General features: G+C 38.2%; 20 protein-coding genes and 3 rRNA genes. 12 read left to right on the forward strand and 11 right to left on the reverse strand.

The window, feature by feature from the left end; translation table 11 throughout:
• The first annotated feature begins 85 nt into the window (after window positions 1-85).
• On the forward strand, window positions 86-1114 hold the full coding sequence (gene hrcA / locus ACMV0E_RS00065; RefSeq protein WP_416084345.1) for a heat-inducible transcriptional repressor HrcA: 1029 nt from the start codon (window positions 86-88) through the stop codon (window positions 1112-1114).
• Complete coding sequence (gene mtaB / locus ACMV0E_RS00070) at window positions 1111-2355, forward strand: tRNA (N(6)-L-threonylcarbamoyladenosine(37)-C(2))-methylthiotransferase MtaB (protein WP_416084346.1); 1245 nt, start codon at window positions 1111-1113, stop codon at window positions 2353-2355. Before hrcA ends, mtaB begins: the two co-directional genes overlap by 4 nt.
• Here mtaB and galU read toward each other — a convergent pair.
• Genes galU through ACMV0E_RS00100 form a run of 6 tightly spaced genes read right to left on the reverse strand, consistent with a single transcriptional unit; the run spans window position 2338 to window position 6998 of the window.
• Window positions 2338-3210 (reverse strand): UTP--glucose-1-phosphate uridylyltransferase GalU, encoded by an 873-nt coding sequence (gene galU / locus ACMV0E_RS00075; RefSeq protein ID WP_416084347.1) that lies wholly within the window; start codon window positions 3208-3210, stop codon window positions 2338-2340. The two genes, mtaB and galU, sit on opposite strands and share 18 nt — an antisense overlap.
• A 36-nt stretch (window positions 3211-3246) precedes the next feature.
• The gene (locus ACMV0E_RS00080) at window positions 3247-4023 is read right to left on the reverse strand and encodes a metallophosphoesterase (RefSeq protein ID WP_416084348.1); all 777 of its coding nucleotides are present in this window, start codon (window positions 4021-4023) and stop codon (window positions 3247-3249) included.
• A complete protein-coding gene (locus ACMV0E_RS00085) occupies window positions 4023-4751 on the reverse strand; it encodes a hypothetical protein (RefSeq protein WP_416084349.1) in 729 nt (242 codons plus the stop codon). Before ACMV0E_RS00085 ends, ACMV0E_RS00080 begins: the two co-directional genes overlap by 1 nt.
• Window positions 4752-4774: 23 nt before the next feature.
• Complete coding sequence (locus ACMV0E_RS00090; RefSeq protein ID WP_416084350.1) at window positions 4775-4927, reverse strand: hypothetical protein; 153 nt, start codon at window positions 4925-4927, stop codon at window positions 4775-4777.
• Between the two features lie 9 nt (window positions 4928-4936).
• A complete protein-coding gene (locus ACMV0E_RS00095) occupies window positions 4937-6145 on the reverse strand; it encodes an adenosylhomocysteinase (protein WP_416084351.1) in 1209 nt (402 codons plus the stop codon).
• A gap of 10 nt (window positions 6146-6155) precedes the next feature.
• Complete coding sequence (locus ACMV0E_RS00100) at window positions 6156-6998, reverse strand: bifunctional 5,10-methylenetetrahydrofolate dehydrogenase/5,10-methenyltetrahydrofolate cyclohydrolase (protein WP_416084352.1); 843 nt, start codon at window positions 6996-6998, stop codon at window positions 6156-6158.
• 75 nt (window positions 6999-7073) lie between these two features.
• Here ACMV0E_RS00100 and ACMV0E_RS00105 point away from each other — a divergent pair, with 75 nt between their 5' ends.
• Genes ACMV0E_RS00105 through lgt form a run of 3 tightly spaced genes read left to right on the forward strand, consistent with a single transcriptional unit; the run spans window position 7074 to window position 10029 of the window.
• The gene (locus tag ACMV0E_RS00105; protein ID WP_416084353.1) at window positions 7074-7655 is read left to right on the forward strand and encodes a hypothetical protein; all 582 of its coding nucleotides are present in this window, start codon (window positions 7074-7076) and stop codon (window positions 7653-7655) included.
• Entirely contained in the window at window positions 7655-9211 is a 1557-nt protein-coding gene (locus ACMV0E_RS00110) for an ATP-binding protein (protein WP_416084354.1), read from the forward strand. Before ACMV0E_RS00105 ends, ACMV0E_RS00110 begins: the two co-directional genes overlap by 1 nt.
• Before the next feature lie 14 nt (window positions 9212-9225).
• A complete protein-coding gene (gene lgt / locus ACMV0E_RS00115) occupies window positions 9226-10029 on the forward strand; it encodes a prolipoprotein diacylglyceryl transferase (protein WP_416084355.1) in 804 nt (267 codons plus the stop codon).
• Here lgt and ACMV0E_RS00120 read toward each other — a convergent pair.
• Window positions 10004-10633: an MBL fold metallo-hydrolase gene (locus ACMV0E_RS00120; protein ID WP_416084356.1), complete on the reverse strand. Its 630-nt coding sequence runs from the start codon at window positions 10631-10633 to the stop codon at window positions 10004-10006. The genes lgt and ACMV0E_RS00120 overlap by 26 nt on opposite strands.
• A 65-nt stretch (window positions 10634-10698) precedes the next feature.
• Here ACMV0E_RS00120 and ACMV0E_RS00125 point away from each other — a divergent pair, with 65 nt between their 5' ends.
• Window positions 10699-11127: a metal-dependent hydrolase gene (locus tag ACMV0E_RS00125; RefSeq protein WP_416084357.1), complete on the forward strand. Its 429-nt coding sequence runs from the start codon at window positions 10699-10701 to the stop codon at window positions 11125-11127.
• Here the strand turns inward: ACMV0E_RS00125 and ACMV0E_RS00130 are convergent.
• The 3 genes from ACMV0E_RS00130 to acpS are packed head-to-tail and all read right to left on the reverse strand — an operon-like array spanning window position 11089 to window position 14031.
• A complete protein-coding gene (locus tag ACMV0E_RS00130) occupies window positions 11089-12159 on the reverse strand; it encodes a tetratricopeptide repeat protein (RefSeq protein WP_416084358.1) in 1071 nt (356 codons plus the stop codon). The two genes, ACMV0E_RS00125 and ACMV0E_RS00130, sit on opposite strands and share 39 nt — an antisense overlap.
• Window positions 12146-13702 carry an NAD(P)H-hydrate dehydratase gene (locus ACMV0E_RS00135; protein WP_416084359.1) on the reverse strand — a complete coding sequence of 519 codons (1557 nt, stop codon included), beginning with the start codon at window positions 13700-13702 and terminating at the stop codon, window positions 12146-12148. The genes ACMV0E_RS00130 and ACMV0E_RS00135 overlap by 14 nt, the downstream gene beginning before the upstream one ends.
• Complete coding sequence (acpS, locus tag ACMV0E_RS00140) at window positions 13699-14031, reverse strand: holo-ACP synthase (RefSeq protein ID WP_416084360.1); 333 nt, start codon at window positions 14029-14031, stop codon at window positions 13699-13701. The genes ACMV0E_RS00135 and acpS overlap by 4 nt, the downstream gene beginning before the upstream one ends.
• A gap of 89 nt (window positions 14032-14120) precedes the next feature.
• On the opposite strand from acpS, the gene ACMV0E_RS00145 reads away from it, so the two are divergent.
• On the forward strand, window positions 14121-15146 hold the full coding sequence (locus ACMV0E_RS00145) for a bis-aminopropyl spermidine synthase family protein (protein ID WP_416084361.1): 1026 nt from the start codon (window positions 14121-14123) through the stop codon (window positions 15144-15146).
• Complete coding sequence (locus ACMV0E_RS00150; protein WP_416084362.1) at window positions 15146-16666, forward strand: YifB family Mg chelatase-like AAA ATPase; 1521 nt, start codon at window positions 15146-15148, stop codon at window positions 16664-16666. Before ACMV0E_RS00145 ends, ACMV0E_RS00150 begins: the two co-directional genes overlap by 1 nt.
• A gap of 1 nt (window position 16667) precedes the next feature.
• On the opposite strand, the gene ACMV0E_RS00155 is transcribed toward ACMV0E_RS00150, so the two are convergent.
• A complete protein-coding gene (locus ACMV0E_RS00155) occupies window positions 16668-17135 on the reverse strand; it encodes a divergent PAP2 family protein (RefSeq protein ID WP_416084363.1) in 468 nt (155 codons plus the stop codon).
• Window positions 17136-17149: 14 nt separating this feature from the next.
• Here ACMV0E_RS00155 and ACMV0E_RS00160 point away from each other — a divergent pair, with 14 nt between their 5' ends.
• The 4 genes from ACMV0E_RS00160 (at window position 17150) to rrf (ending at window position 23054) form a co-directional block, all read left to right on the forward strand.
• On the forward strand, window positions 17150-17770 hold the full coding sequence (locus tag ACMV0E_RS00160; protein WP_416084364.1) for an epoxyqueuosine reductase QueH: 621 nt from the start codon (window positions 17150-17152) through the stop codon (window positions 17768-17770).
• Between the two features lie 409 nt (window positions 17771-18179).
• Window positions 18180-19735 (forward strand): 16S ribosomal RNA (locus tag ACMV0E_RS00165).
• Window positions 19736-19876: 141 nt separating this feature from the next.
• Window positions 19877-22904: ribosomal RNA gene (locus ACMV0E_RS00170) — 23S ribosomal RNA — on the forward strand.
• 33 nt (window positions 22905-22937) lie between these two features.
• Window positions 22938-23054: ribosomal RNA gene (gene rrf / locus ACMV0E_RS00175) — 5S ribosomal RNA — on the forward strand.
• The 16S, 23S and 5S rRNA genes sit together here, the layout of an rRNA operon.
• The last annotated feature ends 36 nt before the right edge of the window (window positions 23055-23090 follow it).

The following is a 23090-nucleotide window of genomic DNA, read 5'->3' on the forward strand; positions in this document are numbered from 1 at the left end:
CCTTTCTTACAACAAGCTAATATCTATCAGAGTAATTATACTCAAAATCAAATTACATCAAAATTTGTGTTATAATATATATGCCATGGAACTTGACAAGAGAAAATCCGAAGTATTGAAGGAAGTTGTGAAAGAATATATTGAAACTGGCGAGCCCGTCTCTTCTGAACGGGTTGCACGGAATGTTAATTTTCCTATTTCTCCTGCAACCGTAAGAAACTATATGGCGGAACTTGATGAAATGGGTTTTCTTACACAGGTCCATGCCTCCTCTGGAAGAATTCCAACTACAAAGGGCTTTAGATACTTTGTTGAAGAGTCTTTGAAAGAAAGAAAGCGTTTGAAATTGTCGGAAATTAAATTTCCAGAGCCAGAGAAAATTAAGAGCCTTTCTGAGATACTCTCACAAATTTCGGAACTCATTTCAAAATATACAAATGAAATTTCTCTTGTTGTTTCTCCATGCTTTGAAGACGAAAAACTACGTTATATTCATTTCTTTTTAGCAACAAATCTTCTTTTCACCGTAATTGTAACTACAACACAAACAACTGAAGCAATACTCCTTGGAAACTACCAACTTTCAGAAGAAAACCTGAGGCTCATTGAAAATTTCTTGAACGGAAAATTGCAGAATTTGACTCTTAAACAGGCTCTAAAGGAAATCCTCAGTAATGCTTTTTACATTGACGAATTAGGAAAAAGTTTTTCACAAATCATTGGAAAATTCTATGAGACTCTTAAAAATGAATATGAGAAAAGGAAAACAAAAGAGATATTTATAAGAGGAATTTCCAATCTTCTTACCACTCAAATTCAAATTGCTGAAGAAAGGCTCAAATTTTTATTAAACATTCTTGAAGAAAAAGAAGTACTTGAAAGGATACTAAACGATGTTACGAAGGACGAGAAGTTGCAACTTGTTATAGGAGAGGAAAACAAACTGCCAGAATTGTGGGATTACAGTCTTATTACTGTTAAATACTCAATTAAAGAACTTGAAGGAACTTTGGGCCTTTTGGGTCCAATAAGAATGGATTATATTAAGGGAATCTTTGTCCTTGAGGAAATTGCAAACAAATTAGAGCAACTATCAGAAAAGATCTTAGGATGAACTTTGCGATTTTCACATTAGGCTGCAAAACAAATCAATACGAGTCAGAATTAATGAGAGAGTCTTTAATTAGTGCAGGTTACTCAGAAGTCAATTTTAAGGATATGGCAGATATTTACATTGTAAATTCATGCGTTGTAACAGAAAAGGCAGAACGGGAAACACGAAAGGCTTTGAACGAGGCTATACGAAAGAATCCAAATGCTCTCATAATTCTTACAGGTTGCTATGTAAAACTCCATGACGAAGATAGAATTTCAAGAGTTTATTTTTATCGCGGTGCAAAAAGTAAAATTGCTGATTTTATAAAGACGGGAATTGAAGCAAAAGACGGAGAAGTTGAAAGAATAGAGAGTTTTCTTGAAAGGTCGCGTGCGTTTGTAAAGATTGAAGAAGGTTGCAATAATTTTTGTACATACTGCATTGTACCATTTGTCCGTGGATATGAAATAAAGAGTAAGAAAAAGGATCTTGTGATTAATGAAGTAAAAAGGCTTGTTGATAAAGGATTTAAAGAAATAGTGCTTACAGGAACTGAGATTGGAAAATTTGGCGAAGATATAGGTATTACACTTGTTGATCTTATTAGGGACTTAAAGAAAATAGATGGCTTAAAAAGACTGAGAATTTCCTCAATTCATCCAAAACATGTGAGTGACGAGCTCATTGATGAGTTTAAAGAACCATATGCACTTACACCTCATATGCATATATCCCTTCAATCAGGCGATAACGAGATTTTGAAAAAGATGAATAGAGGTTATACAAGGGAAGATTATTTAAAAATTGTTGAGAAATTACGAAAAATTGACCCTGACTTTTCAATTTCAACTGATATAATTGTTGGTTTTCCTTTTGAAACTGAGAATGCATTTCTAAATTCGTTGTCAATAATAAGAGAGGTTACATTCTCAAAGGTGCATGTATTTAGGTATTCGAAGAGGCCATTTACACCCGCATTTTACTTTAAAGAAAATGTACCTGAAATTACAAAAACGGTTAGAAGCGAGCGTACAAGGGATTTTGCAAATGCAATTGCAAAGGAATTTAAAGAACGTTTTTTGGGGCGTGTTGTTGAAGTGCTTGTTGAAGAAGATAATAACGGAAAATTAACAGGTTTTACTCCCCATTACCTTAAGGTAGAATTTAGAGGAGATGTTCCCATTAATTCTTTTGCCAATGTTAAAATTACAGATGTTTCGCCTGATGTTATGTTTGGGGAATTAGTCTTCCTTACATAGATCTTTTAGATAATTTTTAAGTTCTTCTTTTAACTCCTCCCTTTTAAATGAAAAGGCTATATTTGCTTTTATGAGACCCAGTTTTTCACCTACATCGTAACGTGTGCCTTCAAATTCATATGCAAAAACTCTCTCATTTAAAAGAAGTTTTCTTATCGCATCAGTTAATTGTATTTCCCCATTTTTGCCAGGTTGTGTTTTTTCGAGGGCTTCGAAAATTGTATGATTTAGTATATATCTTCCAACAATTGCAAGATTAGATGGCGCTTCAATTGGTTCGGGCTTTTCAACAAGATCTTTAACCTCGTATACGTGATCTTCAATCTTTTTTGCTTCAATTATTCCATAAGACTTAACATCGCTCATTGGGACTTTCATTACAGCAATAACATTACCACCATACTTTTTATGAATTTGTATCATTTGCTTTAATACGGGCACATCAGCATCAATAATATCGTCTGCAAGTAGCACGCCAAAATATTCATCATTAATAAATCCCTTTGCATGATATACAGCATCTCCTAAGCCTCTTGCAAGTTTTTGTCTTACGTAAAAAATTGAGGCAAGTTCGCTTGTTTCTCTTACTATCTTTAAAAGATCATGCTTCCCTTTTTGCTCAAGTTCCTGTTCGAGTTCAATTGCATAATCAAAATAATCTTCGATTGCCCTTTTTCCTCTTCCTGTTATAAGTAAGATATCCTTTATACCTGAGTTTATTGCTTCTTCAACAACATATTGAACTGCAGGTTTGTCAACAATGGGAAGCATCTCTTTTGGTTGGGATTTTGTGATTGGGAGAAGTCTAGTGCCAAAACCACCTACTGGAATTACAACTTTCTTAATTTCTTTCATGATACCACCACCTTTCCAAACCTATTATACTTATATTTAAATTGTTCCGATAAGAATCTCTGGTCTTGCAAAAATTCTTATAGGTAAACGGCTTTCTCCAATGCCTCTATTTACATACATTGTAGTATTCCCTTCTCTAAATAGCCCGCAAAGGAACCGAGATCCGTATCTTGAAGGTACAAAGAGCGCAAATTTAATAAATGGGAATTTAATCTGTCCTCCATGTGTATGTCCACATAAGACAAGATTTATGCTCTTTTCCTTTGCTTCATAAAAGATATCAGGTGAATGTGACAAAAGAATGGTATATAAGGACTTATCAATGCCAGAAACTGCCTTTTTAAGATTTGCTCTTTTTGTATATGGATCATTTACGCCAACAATATTTACTTTCTGGCCGTTCTTTGTATAAACCGTATTTTCATCTTCAAGCACAGTGATCTTAAGATTTTTTAGATCTGTTTTAAGCTTTTTGAAGTCTTTTATTTTGTAGTCCCAATTACCAAAGACAAAATAGACTGGTTTTCCCAATTCTTTTATCTTCTTAAGGTAAAAATAAGCCACAAATTCTTCCCTGTAATTAACTACATCACCTGTTATAAAGATGATATCTGGAGATTCTTCTTTTAAAATTGCAAGAATTCTTCTCTCACGTTTAGTTTCTCTTGAAAAGTGTAGATCAGTAATATGAGCAAATTTTATATTAAATGAATTATTGAATGCAATCTTTGTTTTTTGAACTAAAAATCGCTCAATAAAATATCCGTATAGAATAATTAGAAATATTAAAGCAAAGATTAACCTAAAAATCATTACCTAATTTCTTTTCTCCGTATGAATTTACTTCCCTCCATCGTTATAAGAAGTACATCAATAGGACCGCCTACCGTTTTTGGGCGAGCTTGGAATCTCATTGTATCAATTGTAGTTTGGATAGCATAGACTGCAAAATCAATTGCATCTTGGAGTGGCATAGCATCCCAGAGGATTGGTGCTTTAGGGATCTGCACAAAATTGCCGTGTGGGTCTTTTATAAAAACGGGATTAAGTATTTCGTTTAGAATATCTCCTTCTCCTCCCCAACTTGCCCCATAAACAACTTTTCGCATTTCATTTGAGTAATTTACTCGAAATTTTTCACTTCTTTTTATGTTTATGTGATACACATAAGGGATGCTACTCTTTCCTTCTTTTACATACCCTGCAATATGGAACGAGGTATCGGCATTTGGAAAAGAAGTTCTAAAAAAATTCAGGAGTTTATTTGTAATTTCTTCAACTGTATCGTGTGGCTGAACAATTTCTTCCTCAAACTTTTGAATGTAAAAGTCCATTGGAATTCCGCCCAAGAAGGTCTCTCCAAAAGTAGAAATACCTACATTGTTTTTTGAAAGGAGAAATGTTTTGTAGACATAATCTGAACTCACAATTGGAATTGGAGTTGCATTTGGCATATCCTGCCTTTGCAAGGATACAGTTTGTCTACTGTCAGATGCCATTACAATTCCAGATGGCACATAAACGGTAACAATTAAAGACATATAAGCCTCCTTTTAATAACCTTCTAATTTCGTGTTGCATTTGGATCGCTTGAAAGCACATTCTGGAAGAACTCGAGTATGTTCTCAATTGCATTTTCAATATCCGATAGACGTTCCTCTATTTCAAACAATTTTCTTTCAATTGATTCAATTCGTTCAATTTCTTCCTTTTTCATTTATCCCTCTTAATGTGGCTTTGTAAGATAATCTATTTGTTTTTTGGTGAGTTTATCAATTTTTATACCATTAGCATCAAGGAATATGTTTGCAACCTTTGTGTCTATTTCTTCTGGGACATCATAGACTTTGTTTTCAAGCTTGTGTGTTAAGAGGTACTCTGCAGAAAGAGCTTGAAGCGCGAAGGATAAATCCATTATTTCAATTGGATGTCCGTCAGCACATGCAAGGTTCACTAACCTTCCTTCACCTAATACATAGACATGTCTTCCATTTTTAAGAGTGTATTCCTCGATGTTTTGTCTAACTTCACGTTTTGAGACTTTTTCTTTTTCAAGTTCGTCCATTGCTATTTCAACATTGAAGTGCCCAGCATTTGTTAAAATTGCTCCATCTTTTAGAAGTTCAAAATGTCTTGAATCAATTACATTTATATTACCAGTCGTGGTAACAAAAATATCACCAATTTTTGCGGCATTTTTCATTTCCATTACTTCGAAGCCATCCATATGTGCTTCAATTGCTTTTATTGGGTTAACTTCAGTTACAATTACCTTTGCTCCTAATCCCCGAGCTCTCATTGCAACACCCTTTCCTACCCAGCCATAACCTGCAACAACGACGTTTTTTCCCGCTATGTTTAGGTTAGTTGTTCTCATTATGGCATCCCATGTAGATTGACCTGTTCCATATCTATTATCAAAAAGGTGCTTACATTTCCCATTGTTTACTGCAATAACTGGGAATTTGAGGAGTCTTGCATTCTCAAGTGCTTTGTTTCTTATAACACCCGTTGTAGTTTCTTCGCATGCGCCAATAACATTTTTGAGAAGATCTTTTCTTTTGTAGTGTAAAAGGTGTACAAGATCTCCGCCGTCATCAATCACAATATGTGGTTTTACATCAAGAGTTTTCATGATGTTTTCAAGATGTTCACTTTCAGTTTCCCCTCTTCTTGCAAAAACTGGGATTCCAAAATTTCTTAGAGCCTCCGCAACATCGTCTTGTGTAGTAAGAGGATTTGAGCCAGACACATAGATATTTGCACCACCAATTTTAAGGACTTTTGCAAGATTTGCAGTTTTGGCTTCAAGGTGAATTGAAAGTGCAATATTAATTCCTTTAAAAGGTTTTCTTTTCTCAAAGTCATCCTTTATTTTTTGAAGAATTTTCATATGTGTAAAAGCCCACTCAAGTTTCCTTTCTCCTTCGTGCACAATTCACCTCCTAAATTATTTTATTTTGTAGTTTTGCAGCTTTTAATGTATTCCTGAAAAGCATAAGCGTTGTTAATACTCCAATGCCACCAGGGACAGGTGTTATATAACTTGCAACTTCTTTAACGCTCTCAAAATCCACATCACCAACTAGTTTTCCATCAATTTTATTGATTCCTGCATCAATTACAACAGCACCAGGTTTAACATAACTCTTATCGATTAGTTTTGCTTTTCCTACTGATACAACAAGAATATCTGCTAATCTTGTTATTTCTTGGAGGTTTCTTGTTTTTGAGTGACAAATTGTTACTGTTGCATTTTCTTGGAGAAGTAATGCTGCAGTTGGTTTTCCAACAATATTGCTTCTTCCTATCACAACAGCATATTTACCCTCTATTGTTACGACAGTTTTTATGGTGGTAAGTATTGCTTGTGCAGTTGCTGGTTGAAAAGGAGTGGTTCCTTCAAAGAGTTTTCCAAAGTTTATGGGATGAAAACCATCAACATCCTTTTCTGGTGCAATTGTTTCTATTACCTTTGACTTGTTTATGTGCTCTGGCAAAGGAAGTTCAATCAGGATTCCGTGAATGTCTTTTCTTAGATTAAGATTTTTAATATTATAAAGAAATTCTTCTTCCGTAATTTCAGTGGGTAGTTTATGATGCTCTACATAAATGCCAAGGTTTTCTCCTTCTTTTCTAATGTTCTTTGCATAGCTTTCAGATGCCTTCTCTTCGCCAACTTGCACAACTGCAAGTGCCGGATTAATTAACCTTTTCTTTAATTCCTCGACATTAGTCCTAATTTCGTTTTGTAATTTTACTGCAATCTCTTTTCCATCCAAAATCATTTTCCTAACCTCCTTTGCTTTAATAATACAAATTAAGTTATTTTTTTCAAGTATTTTAATATAATATATTGAAAAATGGAAGAAAAGCACATAGCAGAAATAATTTCAATTGACGGGCTTGAAATTCTTGCCGAACCAAAGGAAAAGGCAACTATTCAAGTTGGGACTCTTTTAAAAACTACAAAGATTAATAATCTGATATTTTTAGTGCTTGATGATCTTTATATAAATATGATCCCTGGTGGAAGCCACGAGTCATATGATATACCCGAAGAAAAACTTCAGGAAGAATACCCACATGTTAATGATTATCTAAGATACCTTATTAAGATATATCCGCTTGCAGAGTTTGATAAAGAGCATTACTTTCCTTTTACAAAGTCGCCTGTTATGAATGCGCTTCTTTACGAGGTAAAATTTGAGGAGACTAAAAAAATTTTTGATAATATTTTCGTAATGCTTGAACTTGCAAGAATTGATTCAAATAGATTTCCGAAAAGAAACAAAGCCATTATAGGTCTATTAAAGAATTATCTTTCTGAGTTTGATAAGGATGAAAGATCTGAAAGATTAAAAGAACTAATATTAGAGCTTTCAACTGCTTTTAGAAAGGATTATGCATCCCTTATGGAGATTGTAAGGGGAGTGAAGGGTTAATGGAAAAGGAATTAAGCAATTACATTGGGTACATTACATCTGGCTCTTTTGGAGAAGGTCTTACATTTAAATTAAATACCTATGTGAATCCAGAAAATATAAGAATTGGAGATTTCGTTGTTGTTGAAGGGAAAAATATGGACTATTTGTGTGTCGTTGATGATATAAGGCTTAAGGTGACCACAGATGAAGTATTTTTTGATCCGCCAGTTGATGAGGATGTTGATGATGGAATCGAAAAACTTGCAGTATCGTCGTTTGTATATAATGAAATTTCCATTTTTCCATATCTTTCGCTACCTAAGGATCCGAATTCTTATGGCACCACAGTAAAAACATTGCCAACCCATTTTTCAAAAGTAAGAAGTGTGAAGTCGACCGATTTTCGGAGAATTATTCCTGAGAAGAATGCTTTTTACATAGGCACACCTCTTACAAGTAAAGAAAAACTTTACATAGATCTTGAAAAACTTTCAATGAGAAATTCGGGACTCTTTGGTATTACAGGATCTGGAAAATCTTTCTTTGCAAGAATAATTTTTGCAGGTCTCATAAAGAATAAAATTTCTACCTTGCTCATTTTTGATATGCATAATGAACATGGAAGAAGTATTAGAAGTGAAAGTGGAAAAATTGATTCTCTTGCAAGTTTGTTTTCAGAATCTGTCAAAATTTTTGATGTATCAAAATCAAGTAAAGATGCAAATACATACATTGAAATTGCATATGAAGATGTTGAGCCTGAAGATGTTGTGCTTGTGTCAGATATATTACAATTTTCTCCAAAATCAGAAGAAACGCTTGAAATAGTTTCAAGGAGACGTAAAGATTGGCTTAAGTTTCTTTTAGATGAGTATCCAAATGTAAAAGATAAAAAGGAGGTTTCTGACGAGCTTGCCGTTAATTTAGAATCACTTGATGCACTTTCAAGACACCTCCAAAAATTGAAAAATTTGAAGTTTCTTAAAGAAACTAGTTCAAGCGATTCAATAAAAAGCATAATTGAGAACCTAAAAAATGGGATAAGCGTGGTTGTGCAATTTTCTGGTGATTATAAAGACGATAGACTTACATACTATTTTGTTTCGAATATTATCACAAGAAGAATTTTTAATGAATTTTCTAATTTAACGGAAGATACCCAAAAGAATCGTGTGATAATTGCAATTGAAGAAGCACACAAATTTCTCTCAAAGCAGTATCAGGCAAACAATGTCTTTGGAAGAATTGCAAGAGAAATGAGAAAGTTTAATGTCACTCTTTTCATTATTGATCAGAGGCCAAGCGAAATTGATCCAGAAGTTCTTTCGCAAATTGGAACAAGACTTGTAATGGAACTGAAAGATGAAAATGATATCAATGCTGTTTTTCAAGGTGCTTCACATACAAAAAGGCTTGTAAAAATACTGTCTACATTAGAACAAAAGCAAGCACTTGTATTTGGCTATGCGGTGCCATTACCACTTCCTATAAATGTAAGGTCCTATGATGAAGGATTTATTAAAGAAATGAAGCAAGAAAAAACTACAAAAAGCGTAAAAGACGATATTTATTAATAAAGGAGGTTAGAATGTATCCAGTGCTAATAAAAATCGGAAATTTTGAACTGAGAACTTATGGAGTTATAGTTGCAATTGCTGCAATTGTTGGAATATTAACAGCACTTAGATATGTGAAAGACAGGGGTATAGATGAAGATACTTTCCTCAATGTAGTTATATGGGCACTTATCGGTGGGATTTTAGGCGCAAGGGTTTTTTGGGTGTTTGTGTCGCCTTATCTTTCAACATACCTAAAACATCCGCTTACAATTTTTGCATTTTGGGAAGGTGGCTTATCTTTTGAAGGAATGATTTTAGGTGGACTTCTCGCCATTGTAATATCTGCAAAATTCTACAAAGTTTCTTTAAAAAAGGTACTTGATGGCGGCGCATTGGGTGTTGCAATTGGCTATGGTATTGGTAAATTTGCATGTTTCTTTAATGGTTGTTGCTACGGAATTCCTGTGCCATCCTGGTGGCCCAAAGTTTTTCCATTTTCACTTGTGTTTACAAATCCAAAATCCCAGTGTGATCTTCTTAATACGCCACTTTATCCTGCACAACTCCTCAATGCACTTAGTGGTTGGCTTACTTTCTTTGCTTTGATTTATATTCTAAGAAAGAATAAAAATCTTTATGATGGAAAACTTTTTACCTATTTTGGATATATCTTTTCTCCGATGCTTTTTCTTGTTGAGTTTATTCGTTATATTCCAAATAGATTTTTTGGACTTACGCCAAATCAGTGGTTCTCAATAGGGTTTGTTATTTTTGCATTTTTGTTTGATTTATACAATAAAAGAATTTCTAAAATTGAGGTTCAAGAACAATAATCTCACCTTGAGGAAGGTTTTCTTTATTAATATTGAGTTCCTTTAAGGTTTTGAAGTGGATTCCTTTTGTAAATTCCTCAAGAGGTAAAACATTTAGTGTTGATCCTTTTAATCGGTAATGCATAGGAATTGCAATATTTGGCTTAAATTCGCTAATTATTTCCTTTGCGTCATTGGGTCCGATTGTGTAAACTGAACCAACAGGTATAAAGAAAACATTTGTGCCCTTTATGAAATTTTTTTGTTTCTCTTTAAACCTTTTATCTCCTAAATCACCAAAGTGTATAAGGGTAATGTTTTCCGAAGTAATCTTAAAAAGGTGAATTAATCCTCTTTCAAGCCCATTTTTCTCATCGTGATAGGCTTCGATACTTTCAAATTTTATGCCGTTAATTTCTTCATTTATTACCCCTCTTAAAACTTTCTTGTAGCTTGGCACATACTTAACTGCGTTGTGGTCGAAGTGCTCGTGAGATACGGTTATTATGTCTACTTCTGGAAATTTTACAGGATATCCCATTGATGGATCGTATGGATCTGTGAGAATTTTAAAACCATTTGTCTCAATTAGGAAGCTTGAATGTCCATAGTACTTTATAATCATTTTTATCACCTCCATATAAATTATAGCATTTTCTACAGTTATGCCTTCATTGATATAATAGTTTTATGCTTGGTTTTACACATTTAACCTTTGCGCTTTTTTTAGAGGGCAACACAAGCCTTATTAACGTTACACTTGCTTCCTTTGGAAGTCTATTTCCGGATATTGATACATTTGGTGTGCTTTCAAAAGTAGTGAAAAACAAACCAAGAAATTTGAAGCACAGAGGGATATTACATACGCCTTTTGTTTATGTTGTGATTCTTTGCATATATTATTTTATCTTCGGAAATTTTGGGATAGCACCTTTTATTGTAGGAGTATTTTCGCATCTATTTCTTGACTTTATTACAGTTGAAGGAATACCAATTTTTTATCCAATTAGTTCAAGAAAATTCCATATTATTGGATTTAGGACAGGAAGCTTGGTTGATGTAAGTATGTCTTTTTTCTTCTTATTTTTCTTTATTTTGAGACTCTTTAAGCTTATTTAAGAAAAACTTCAATGCCTCTTCGTATTTTTTCTCTTTTAAAAGGTTAATACCAGCATATAGTTCATCTATATCACTTTGATTTTTCTCTTTTTGGGAATCGTCTACATTATTCTTATTTATTTCGGCTTCTTTAGGCTTTGTTTTTTGAGGTTCCTCCTTTTGAGCTTTTTCCTGTACTTGTGGTTTTTCAACTAATTTTTCAAATTCTTCTTTAAAGAATTTAATAACTGGCATTTCAATTTTGTATAAATTTTTGAGTTCGTTTAATTCATCCATTTTTAGAAGCTTATCTTCCTCAATTGGGACAACGGCGAACCTGCAAAGAGGATTTATTTCTATTATTTTTTTAAAGTAATCATTTGCCTTTTCGTGATTTCCAAGGTATTCATCAATCATGCGTCCCATAAGGTACAATGCTCTTGGATAGTTTGGATAATTTACTAATACATTTTCTAGTATGGGCGGGACTTTTTTATATTCTCCTGCTCTTAAATAAGCTTCTGCAAGAGTTGTTTTGATGATTGGGTCAAATTTTGCTGACTTATCAAGCTCTTCAAGAATATCAATGAATTCTTTTCGGGAGATATTTTCTTCGGATAGAATTATTTTAAGTTTTTCGTTTTCCTCGGCATTTGTAATCTCCTTAATTATTTCCTTTTCGTATTTTGGTGCAAGCACAATTGCTTTATCAAAGAGTTCTTTTGCAATTTTACCTTCTTTGAGATTGATTATTCCCTTAAAAAGGTATCCGTATTGATTTTCTGGATCGATGTTTAAAACGTATTTGAAAGCTATATTCGCGTCAATGTCCTTCCCTTTTATGAGATATGAGATTCCTCTAAAAAGTTCATAAAAGGTAGACGGCGTTGGAGAGTCCATTGAAAGTGTTTCTGCATGTGTTTCCACTATATCATAATTTTTTAGCATTAAGTGGTATGTGAGAAATAGAATATTTAGTATTGGGGCATAAGGTCTTGAATTGAGTCTCTCTTTTATTTCTTGTAATCTGCCAATTATTTCATAATCTTTCATAGAATGCCCCCTCTAATTCTTTATAATGCTCCCAATAATATCTTATAGCATTTGGGATATTTTGCAAAATATCCAAAGCAGTTATCCCTTCTTTAAATTCATTTGCTAAAAGATCCCCCGAAAGACCATGAATATATGTGCCTAAAATAGTACCTTCTAAGGTATTTCCTTTTCGTGCAATAGAACTTGCTATTGTTCCTACAAGCACATCTCCACTTCCTGCCGTTGCAAGCAAAGGATTTCCAGAAGTATTTATGTATATATTTCCATTTAAACCAATTAGCGAATACTCTCCTTTTAGAACTATCAAATGTTGGATTTCTTTCATTGCTTTGAATAAGGCTGAGAACTTATCTTTTTTTATTTCGTTAACAGGAAGTCCTGTAAGTCTTGAGAATTCGCCAATATGAGGTGTAAGGACTGTATCAAACGTTCTTTTCTTAAGAATTTCCTTATATTTTGAAATGATGGTTATTGCATCGCCGTCTATAATAAGTGGTTTTTGAACATTTTGAATAACATTTAAAACCAGTTGCTCTGTGTCTTCATCAATTGAAAGCCCCGAACCAATTGCAACAACGTCGACATTTTTGGAAAATTCGATTATTTTTCCAATGTCTTCATTTGAGATTGCTCCATTTTTGTTTTCTTTCAAAGGAATTTGCACTATTTCTGGAGATCTTTCAGATACTATCTTTGAAACATATTCAGTTGTAGCAAGGTAGGAGATACCTCCACCACCTTTGAGAAACGAAAGAGCATTAAAGTAAGGTGCACCCGTGTAGTGAGATGAACCTGCAATGAAAAGCGCCTTCCCAAGACTTCCCTTGTGCGCATCTGTTGGGCGAGCCGTATATGGCTCAATGATTTTTATTTCCACGGAAATATCCTTTGAATGAGTTATTTCAGGAGGGTATGTTATGTGATTTACGATAATTTTTCCTACATAGTCACATCCTGGATATGCAAAGAAACCTCTTTTAGGAAGCCCCATTGTGATAGTATAGTTTGCTTTGATTGCAACTCCTAAAACTTCGCCAGTGTTTGCGGAGACTCCCGATGGGATATCAATTGCAACAACTGGTTTTCCTGAATTATTGATTTCAACAACAAGCTCCTCTATTTTCCCGTTAATTGGTCGGTTTAATCCTGTTCCAAAAATACCGTCAATGATTACATCTGCTTCTTTTATTGCTAAAAGCAAAACTCTGTTAATTGATGTAAATTCGAGAACTTCAACAGGATAGTTTTTAAGGAGTTCGAAATTTTTCAGAGCACTTCCCTTTAGTTTTGTTGCATCAGAAACGGTAAAAAGAGTTACTTCGGCATTGTGTGAAGAAAGTAATCTTGCAACGGTAAAGGCATCTCCCCCATTATTTCCAGAGCCTGCAAATATGAGAAATTTTCTTAAAAGACCAAATTTTGACTTTAAAAAATAAAAAACAGCACTACCTGCATTTTCCATAAGGATTTCTTCAGAAATTCCACTATTAATTGCAAGTTCGTCTAATTTTTTTATTTCTTCACTTGTTACAACTTTCATATCCCTATCCTTATCGCTATTGCAATTGCAAATTCTTTTTCATGTGAAATTGAAACAAAAATATCAGGAAAATTTTTAACCGTGGGTTTTGAATAATCATTATAAGTAATTTCAATTTGGTTAAAGGGGATTGCATTTTCAAGAGTTTTTGTTATTGCTTCTTTTGCTGCAAATCGTCCAGCAATAAATTCAGCGATGTTGCCTTTTTTCTTTAATTCCTTTAATTCGCTTTTACTTAAAACTCTTAAGATAAACCTTTCACCATAGGTTTCAAGAATTTTTTCAATCCGTTTTATGTTCACTATGTCTATGCCCACTCCTTTTATCACAGCAAAATTATACTACTAATAATTTTTTTCTAAAATAGTCAAATGTGCTAAAATGTAAGGGTTTGAAAATTTTTGTGAAGGAGGTAATTATGGATAGAATGAGTCTTCAGATTTTGAGAGCCTTATGGAAAAGGCCTCTTGATATATGGGAACTTATAATAATGCAGGATAATGATATTAAAAGTTTATATGATACTCTTGAAAATTTAAAAGAAAGAAAATTGATTGAATATTCCGGCAACAAAATTAAGATAACAGAAGCAGGAATTTTAGAATTAAAAAAGAATAATTCAATGCCCTATATTGATACAAAGTGTCCTTATTGCCATGGTAAAATTCATGACCCATCATATTTTAAGGATATTCTTGAGACTTTCAAGGAGATTTTTAAGAATCGCCCCTTAGAAACAACCGAGTTTGATCAAGGAGTTGTAAGCGAAGAAAATTCAGTAAGGCGTCTTGAATTTGTCTATGAAAGGGGGGACCTTGAAGGAAAAGAGATATTTTTCCTTGGAGATGATGATTTAACAAGTATAGTTTTTGCTCTTTCAAAGATGCCAAAAAGAGTTGTAGTTGTTGATATCGATAAGAGAATAGTCGATTATATAAATGAGGTTTCTAAAGATTATAAGTTAAATATTGAAGCATATAATTACAATGCAGCAGACAGATTAGATGAGGAATTTATAAATAAATTTGATACTTTTTTAACAGACCCTGTTGAGACTGTAAAGGGTATGCAACTATTTCTTTCACGTTGTGTTCATTCTCTTAAAGGAAAAGGCTCTTCTGGATATTTTGGGTTGAGTCATTTTGAATCCTCCCTTAAGAAATGGTTTGAGGTTGAGAAAGATCTTCTTGATATGAATCTTGTTATTACTGATATGCTAAGGGACTTTAATGAATATCTGCTTGTTAGCGAAAGGATACTTCATGAAGGATATTATGTTGTTGAAAAAGCTCCTGTTAAGGTTTTACCACCAACATTTTCGTGGTATAGATCGACATTTATTAGAGTTGAACTTGTAGATTCGCCAAAGCCTAAAATTGTTGATGGCGTGAATTGGGACCGTTCTCTTTACTTTGACGATGAGACTTATGTTGTGAGGCCATAATGCTCTCTAAGGTTAAAACAACAACGCTTAAGGGTATTGATGGAGTTGAAGTCCTTGTTGAAGTTGATATAGGAAATGGACTTCCCTCTTTTACAATTGTTGGGTTGCCCACTGAAAGTGTTGAAGAATCAAAGGAACGTGTGAGGGCAGCCATCAAAAATGCAGGTTTTGAATTTCCAATTCGGAAAATAACTGTTAATCTTGCACCTGCCGATGTTAAGAAAGATGGAACATATTTCGATTTACCCATTGCCGTGGGGATTCTTTCGATAATAGGTGTTGTAAAAGATCAGGATAAAATGAATGATTTTTACTTTTTGGGAGAACTGTCGCTTGATGGTAGTATACGGAAAATTGTTGGTGCATTGCCAATGGTTTCTTCTCTTAAAAAAGGTTCAAAAGTAATTGCTCCTTACGATTTAATGAGTGAGATAAGCATTGTTGAAGATGTCGATATTTACTTTGTTAAACACTTAAAGGAAGTTGTCGAATTCATTAACGGGGATAGATCTATTGAACCTGTGAGGACTGATCTAACAAAAATTCTTGAATCGGAATTTTTAGAGGAAGAGGATTTCTCGGATATAAAAGGGCAATACCAAGCAAAAAGAGCAGTGGAGATTGCCGTTGCAGGTGGACATAACATAGTTATGATTGGTTCACCTGGGTCAGGTAAGACACTTATTGCAAGAAGAATTCCGTCAATCTTTCCGCCACTTACAAAGGAAGAGTCACTTGAGATTACAAAAATTTATAGTGTGTCTAATTTATTGGGAAGTGGTGTTGTTAATAAAAGACCATTTAGATCTCCTCACTCTTCTGCTACTCTTCCCTCAATAATTGGAGGTGGAAACCCAGTAAAACCGGGAGAAGTAAGTCTTTCGCATAATGGAGTTTTATTTTTAGATGAATTGGGAGAATTTAGAAGAGATGTTCTTGAATCTCTAAGGCAACCCATGGAAGATGGGTTTGTAGTTATAACAAGAGCTAAAGAAAGAGTTATGTTTCCCTCTAACTTTATGCTTGTTGCCGCAATGAATCCTTGTCCTTGTGGATGGTTTGGAGATAAAGAACATCCATGCACTTGTTCTATTTCGGAAATTAAGAGATATAGGAATAGAGTATCAGGTCCCATATGGGATCGATTTGACATCCAAATTGAAGTGCCAAGACTTTTGCCTCATGAACTTGTTCATGATTCGAAATCAGAATCATCAAAATCCATAAGGGATAGGGTTATTAAAGCTCGAATTATTCAACAGGAAAGATACAAAGACACGAAGATTAAAAATAACGCCTCTCTTACGCCACGTTCAATAAAGGCTTTTATAAAATTAGGACATGAAGAGAAAGTTTTCCTTGAAAATGCATCAACAAGACTTGGACTTACTGGAAGGGGATTTGATAAGATTCTTAAAGTTGCCCGAACCATTGCAGACATTGAAGGAAGTGAGCTTGTGCGACTTCCTCATATTGCAGAAGCACTTCAATATAGATTTGACCTTTCTCTTAATACCTGATTTAAAAGAAAAATATAATATCAATAATTGCAATAAGAAGTCCTAAAAGAAAGCCTATAAAGACTTCTATTCCAGAATGTCCTACAAGCTCTTTAAAAGTTTCAATGTCAATGCTCTCTCTTAGTCTTTTACCAAGGGGTGTTTCAAAAAATATCTCATTCATTGTTTTTGCGTGTTTTCCAACTTCCCTTCTTACAGAAATAGCATCGAAAACGACTATCGCAGAGAATACAAATGCAATCGAAAAATAGGGTGAGTCAAATCCAAATTTTGCTCCCAAAAGAATTGTTAATGTTGTTACTGTTGCTGTGTGGGAACTTGGGTTGCCACCAGTTGAAGTGAGCATCTCCCAATCCCATTCTTTCTCAACTAAATATGTAAATATAACCTTAAGTACTTGTGCAATGATGTTAGAAAAGATAGAAGCTATAAGTATATTATTAGAAAATAACTGTGTAAGTATATTCATACTATAATTGTAATATGAAAGATAGAAAAAATAAACAGATTTTGCCGAGAGGAAATTTTGAGAAAGTGCTTTTGCATATTTGTTGTGCACCTGATGCGACGTATCCTGTGCTTTTACTCAAAGGTCTCCATTTCAATGTAACTGGATTTTTCTACAATCCCAATATTCATCCAAAAGAAGAATACGAAAAAAGACTTGAAGAGGTGAGAAAACTTTCAGAATACCAAAACTTTCCTCTTATCGTTGGCGAGTATAACGATGAAGTTTTGAGGAGTTGGTTCTATTTGGTTCGAGGTCTTGAAAAAGAACAAGAGGGAGGAAATAGATGTTATCTTTGTTATAAAGAACGTCTTGAAAGAACCGCAAAACTTGCACATGACCTCGGCTTTGATTATTTTACTACTACTATAACTATCAGTCCGCATAAAAGGTCTGACTGGGTCTTTGAAATTGCTCATGAACTTGAGAATATATATGGAGTAAAATTTCTTGAGATTGATTTCAAAAAGAAGAACGGCTTCAAGGCAAGCGTTATTTTAAGCAAATACTACGGGCTTTACAGGCAAAATTACTGTGGGTGTATTTTCTCAAAAGTTGAATCAGATTATATAAGAAGAATTAGAACGCAAGAATAGTTAAATTAATGTTATTTTTACATAAAGATCATTCAAAATCTAAATTAGGCTAATTTTTATTATTGTAGTTTCTCATTCAAAAATAATCTAAATTTTGAAAATATTTGTCTTTTAAATTGCGCAAACTCGTTATTTTAACACATCTATCTGGAATTTTGAAAGAATTTTTGAAAATCTTCCTATCCCCTCTTGACACAGGATATAGTTTTTGGTATTATTGTAATCGCTGAGACTCAAGGAACCGAAAACTTGAGCAAGGCACCTTGAAAAAAGTAGAATGTCTTGGGGTTATCCCCCTTGACAAGAGAGTAAAAAGTAGTATAATAGTGTGCCTATGTAAAGATAGGCAAGTTGGTACAGCGGATTGTACCTTGAAAACTAAACAGCGAAAGTAAGGCCCTTTGAATATTTTTCGGAGAGTTTGATCCTGGCTCAGGATGAACGCTGGCGGCGTGCCTTACACATGCAAGTCGAGCGGAGAAGATTTCCTGTGGCAACACAGGAGTCTTCTTAGCGGCAAACGGGTGAGTAATGGATGAGTAACCTACCCTGTAGACGGGGATAGCCATCCGAAAGGATGGGTAATACCCGATAATGTTGGAGAACTTCGGTTCTCTAAAGAAAGGTGGCGCAAGCTACCGCTTCAGGATGGGCTCATCTCCTATCAGCTAGTTGGTGAGGTAACGGCTCACCAAGGCTATGACGGGTAGCTGGCCTGAGAGGGTGGTCAGCCACATTGGGACTGAGACACGGCCCAGACTCCTACGGGAGGCAGCAGTGGGGAATCTTGGTCAATGGGCGAAAGCCTGAACCAGCGACGCCGCGTGGAGGACGAAGGCCGAAAGGTCGTAAACTCCTTTTGCAAGGGAAAAAGGGAAGGGTTCGAATAGGGCCCTATCCTTGATGGTACCTTGCGAATAAGCCCCAGCCAACTACGTGCCAGCAGCTGCGGTAAAACGTAGGGGGCGAGCGTTATCCGGAATTACTGGGTGTAAAGGGTACGCAGGCGGACCTGTAAGTTGGATGTAAAAACTCAGGGCTTAACCTTGAGCTTGCATTCAAGACTACAGGTCTAGAGAGCAGGAGAGGGGAGTGGAATTCCCGGTGTAGGGGTAAAATCCGTAGATATCGGGAGGAACACCAGTGGCGAAGGCGGCTCCCTGGCCTGTCTCTGACGCTCAGGTACGAAAGCGTGGGGAGCAAACAGGATTAGATACCCTGGTAGTCCACGCCCTAAACGATGGGTGCTTGGTGTTGGGGGGTAATTCCCTCAGTGCCGTAGCTAACGCGTTAAGCACCCCACCTGGGGAGTACGGCCGCAAGGTTGAAACTCAAAGGAATTGACGGGGACCCGCACAAGCAGCGAGGCATGTGGTTTAATTCGATGCTACACGAAGAACCTCACCTGGGCTTGACATGCATGTGAAAGCCCGAAGAAACTCGGGCCCCCATAGGGGTTACACCCTATGGCACATGCACAGGTGCTGCATGGTTGTCGTCAGCTCGTGTCGTGAGATGTACGGTTAAGTCCGTGAACGAGCGCAACCCCTGTCCTTAGTTGCTAATAGGCTTCGGCCTATGCACTCTAAGGAGACTGCCAGCGATAAGCTGGAGGAAGGAGGGGATGACGTCAAATCCTCATGGCCCTTATGCCCAGGGCTACACACATGCGACAATGGTCGGGACAATGCGTTGCGAACCAGTAATGGGGAGCTAATCGCAAAAAACCGACCTCAGTACGGATTGAGGGTTGCAACTCACCCTCATGAAGCTGGAGTTGCTAGTAACCGCCGGTCAGCTATACGGCGATGAATACGTTCCCGGGTCTTGTACACACCGCCCGTCACACCACCCGAGTTGCGTGCACCCGAAGTGGCTCGGTGAGTCACGAAGGTGTGCGTGATGAGGAGGGTGAAGTCGTAACAAGGTAGGTGTACGAGAACGTGCGCCTGGATCACCTCCTTTCTAAGGAGCATCCTTAAAATCGGTGTGTTTTTTAAGTTTCTCGTCGAAACTTATTTGGGTCTTACTTTTCGCTGTTTAGTTTTGAGGGCACAGTCCCTCTGCTGTTAAAGCGGATTGTACCTTGAAAACTGCATGTGGGTATAGTAAGTTAGTAAGGGCACATGGTGGATGCCTTGGCGCACGGAGCCGATGAAGGACGCAGCAAGCCTGCGATAGGCCACGGGGAGCTGCAAAACAAGCTGTGATCCGTGGATGTCCGAATGGGGAAACCCGTGAGGGTAAAACCCTCACATCCTTGTCTGAATACATAGGGCAAGGAGGGGAACCAAGGGAACTGAAACATCTTAGTACCTTGAGGAAAAGAAATCAAAACAGAGATTCCCTGAGTAGTGGCGAGCGAAAGGGGAACAGCCTAAACCGTTTGTGTGTATAAGCTCACGGGCGTTGCACAAACGGGGTCGTGGGACAAGCCATCTCTCCCCGTGAGGAGAGTGTGGAGTTAAAAATAAACTGCTTAGTCGAATGCTTTGGAAAGAGCAACCAAAGAGGGTGATAGTCCCGTAGACGAAAAGCAGTTTACTCCTAGGCTTGATCCCAAGTACCGCGGGACACGAGGAACCCTGCGGGAATCAGGGAGGACCACCTTCCAAGGCTAAATACTCCGGCGACCGATAGTGAACATAGTACCGCGAGGGAAAGGTGAAAAGAACCCCGGGAGGGGAGTGAAATAGAACCTGAAACCATGTGCCTACAATGGGTAGGAGGGCTATGAAGCAGCAATGCTTCAGCCTGACTGCGTGCCTATTGAAGTATGACCCAAGGAGTTGATGGCAGTGGCAAGGCTAAGGGGTGAAACCCGGAGCCGTAGCGAAAGCGAGTCCGAATAGGGCGTTAGTCGCTGTCATCAGACTCGAAACCAGGTGGCCAACCCATGGCCAGGGTGAAACGGGTGTAAGAGCCCGTGGAGGCCCGAACCGGTCGGGGGAAAAAACTCGTCGGATGAGCTGTGGGTAGGAGAGAAATTCTAACCGAACCTGGAGATAGCTAGTTCTCGCCGAAATGCATTTAGGTGCAGCGGTAGGAAATTAGCGTGCGGGGGTAGAGCTCTGGATGGGCTAGGGGTCTTACCAGACTTCCGAACCCAACCAAACTTCGAATACCGCATTGCCGTATCCTACCAGTGAGTCGGTGGGCTCTAAGGTCCATCGTCGAGTAGGGAAACAACCCAGATCGTCTGCTAAGGTCCCTAAAGTAGACTAAGTGCATCAAAGGATGTGGGACTGCTTAGACAGCTAGGAGGTTAGCTTAGAAGCAGCTATCCTTTAAAGAGTGCGTAACAGCTCACTAGTCGAGCGGTCCTGCGCCGAAAATGTTCGGGGCTAAGTCTACTACCGAAGCAGCGGGTTCAAGATGTCTTCGGACATCTTGAGCGGTAGGCGAGCGTTCCAGTTGCTGAGAAGGCATACCGTGAGGAGTGCTGGAGCGACTGGAAGTGAGAATCTTGGGTTGAGTAACGAAAAGCAGGGCGAGAATCCCTGCCGTCGTAAGTCTAAGGTTTCCTGGGGAAGGTTCGTCCGCCCAGGGTTAGTCGGGCCTAAGCCGAGGCCGAAAGGCGTAGGTGATGGACAACAGGTTAATATTCCTGTACCGCATATCTTCCGTTATCAGGAAGGGGTGACGGAGGAGGATAGGCCATGCGCGGTTTTGGTCGTCCGCGTCCAAGCTGGTAGGAGGCATCCGGAGGCAAATCCCTGGATGCGATAACTCCGAGAAGCGATGGGGAGCCGCAAGGCGAAGTGGCTGATTCCACACTCACGAGAAAAACCTCTAACGAGGAAGATGTGTGCCCGTACCGCAATCCAACACAGGTAGACGGGGAGCACGCTCCCAAGGCGTTCGAAAGAATCCTCTTCAAGGAACTCGGCAAGTTTGCCCCGTAACTTCGGGAGAAGGGGTGCCTGGAGGGGTGGTAGGAACATTGCTTCCTACTGCTTCTTCGGGTCTCAGTAAACAGGCTCAGGCGACTGTTTAACAAAAACACAGGTCTCTGCAAAGTCGTAAAGACGACGTATAGGGGCCGACGCTTGCCCGGTGCCGGAAGGTTATAGGGAGGGGTTAGTGGGCGTAAGCCCGCGAAGCTCCGAACTTAAGCCCCGGTGAACGGCGGCCGTAACTATAACGGTCCTAAGGTAGCGAAATACCTTGTCGGGTAAGTTCCGACGCGCATGAAAAGCGTAACGATCTGAGCGCCGTCTCGAAGAGGAATTCGGTGAAATAACGGTGGTCGTGCAGACGCGGCCTACCCGTAGCAGGACGGAAAGACCCCGTGGAGCTTTACTGTACCCTGATACTGAACTTCGGTATACCATGTATAGGATATGTGGGAGGCTGAGAACCCAGGGCGCCAGCTCTGGGGGAGCCGCCGGTGGAATACCACACTTGGTATGCTGAAGTTCTAACTCCTTGCCCTGATCGGGCGGGAGGACAATGTCAGGCGGGCAGTTTGACTGGGGCGGTCGCCTCCTAAAAGGTAACGGAGGTGCCCAAAGGTTCCCTCAGGCTGGTTGGAAATCAGCCGTTGAGTGCAAAGGCATAAGGGAGCTTGACTGCTTAGACCGACAGGTCGAACAGACACGAAAGTGGGGCTTAGTGATCCGGCGGTGGTGTGTGGAAACGCCGTCGCTCAACGGATAAAAGCTACCCCGGGGATAACAGGCTGATCTTTCCCGAGAGTTCACATCGACGGGAAGGTTTGGCACCTCGATGTCGGCTCATCGCATCCTGGGGCTGGATAAGGTCCCAAGGGTCCGGCTGTTCGCCGGTTAAAGCGGTACGTGAGCTGGGTTCAGAACGTCGTGAGACAGTTCGGTCCTAATCCGCTACGGGCGTAGGAAGTTTGAAGGGGGTTTCCCGGTAGTACGAGAGGACCCCGGGAAGGAGACCGCTGGTGGACCAGTTGTCCCGCCAGGGGCAGGAGCTGGGTAGCTAAGTCTCTACTGGATAAGCGCTGAAAGCATCTAAAGCGCGAAGCCTACCCCAAGATTAGACCTCCCATCCTTGCGCAAGCAAGGAGTAAGACCCCTCGTAGACTACGAGGTTGATAGGCCCGAGGTGTAAGCGCAGCAATGCGTTTAGCTGACGGGTACTAATAGGTCGAGGACTTACTATACCCCATGCAGTTTTGAAGGTACAATCCTTTTGCTCTGGTGGCTATACCGAAGGGGAAACACCCGTTCCCATTCCGAACACGGAAGTTAAGCCCTTCAGGGCCGATGGTACTGTACCGGCGACGGTGCGGGAGAGTAGGACGCTGCCAGGGCTTTTTTATTTTTTTTGCATTTTGAACTGTGTATAA

Source organism: Caldisericum insulae (assembly GCF_047785965.1).
GTDB classification, from domain to species: domain Bacteria; phylum Caldisericota; class Caldisericia; order Caldisericales; family Caldisericaceae; genus Caldisericum; species Caldisericum exile_A.

Excerpts from the sequence above, each read along its gene's own strand:
- ACMV0E_RS00105 (WP_416084353.1), top strand. The coding sequence starts at position 7,074 with ATGGAAGAAAAGCACATAGCAGAAATAATTTCAATTGACGGGCTTGAA.
- ACMV0E_RS00160 (WP_416084364.1), top strand. The coding sequence starts at position 17,150 with ATGAAAGATAGAAAAAATAAACAGATTTTGCCGAGAGGAAATTTTGAG.
- ACMV0E_RS00080 (WP_416084348.1), bottom strand. The coding sequence starts at position 4,023 with ATGATTTTTAGGTTAATCTTTGCTTTAATATTTCTAATTATTCTATAC.
- ACMV0E_RS00135 (WP_416084359.1), bottom strand. The coding sequence starts at position 13,702 with ATGAAAGTTGTAACAAGTGAAGAAATAAAAAAATTAGACGAACTTGCA.
- ACMV0E_RS00090 (WP_416084350.1), bottom strand. The coding sequence starts at position 4,927 with ATGAAAAAGGAAGAAATTGAACGAATTGAATCAATTGAAAGAAAATTG.
- ACMV0E_RS00110 (WP_416084354.1), top strand. The coding sequence starts at position 7,655 with ATGGAAAAGGAATTAAGCAATTACATTGGGTACATTACATCTGGCTCT.
- lgt (WP_416084355.1), top strand. The coding sequence starts at position 9,226 with ATGTATCCAGTGCTAATAAAAATCGGAAATTTTGAACTGAGAACTTAT.
- mtaB (WP_416084346.1), top strand. The coding sequence starts at position 1,111 with ATGAACTTTGCGATTTTCACATTAGGCTGCAAAACAAATCAATACGAG.
- ACMV0E_RS00100 (WP_416084352.1), bottom strand. The coding sequence starts at position 6,998 with ATGATTTTGGATGGAAAAGAGATTGCAGTAAAATTACAAAACGAAATT.
- ACMV0E_RS00150 (WP_416084362.1), top strand. The coding sequence starts at position 15,146 with ATGCTCTCTAAGGTTAAAACAACAACGCTTAAGGGTATTGATGGAGTT.
- ACMV0E_RS00085 (WP_416084349.1), bottom strand. The coding sequence starts at position 4,751 with ATGTCTTTAATTGTTACCGTTTATGTGCCATCTGGAATTGTAATGGCA.
- galU (WP_416084347.1), bottom strand. The coding sequence starts at position 3,210 with ATGAAAGAAATTAAGAAAGTTGTAATTCCAGTAGGTGGTTTTGGCACT.
- hrcA (WP_416084345.1), top strand. The coding sequence starts at position 86 with ATGGAACTTGACAAGAGAAAATCCGAAGTATTGAAGGAAGTTGTGAAA.
- ACMV0E_RS00155 (WP_416084363.1), bottom strand. The coding sequence starts at position 17,135 with ATGAATATACTTACACAGTTATTTTCTAATAATATACTTATAGCTTCT.
- ACMV0E_RS00120 (WP_416084356.1), bottom strand. The coding sequence starts at position 10,633 with ATGATTATAAAGTACTATGGACATTCAAGCTTCCTAATTGAGACAAAT.
- ACMV0E_RS00125 (WP_416084357.1), top strand. The coding sequence starts at position 10,699 with ATGCTTGGTTTTACACATTTAACCTTTGCGCTTTTTTTAGAGGGCAAC.
- ACMV0E_RS00145 (WP_416084361.1), top strand. The coding sequence starts at position 14,121 with ATGGATAGAATGAGTCTTCAGATTTTGAGAGCCTTATGGAAAAGGCCT.
- ACMV0E_RS00130 (WP_416084358.1), bottom strand. The coding sequence starts at position 12,159 with ATGAAAGATTATGAAATAATTGGCAGATTACAAGAAATAAAAGAGAGA.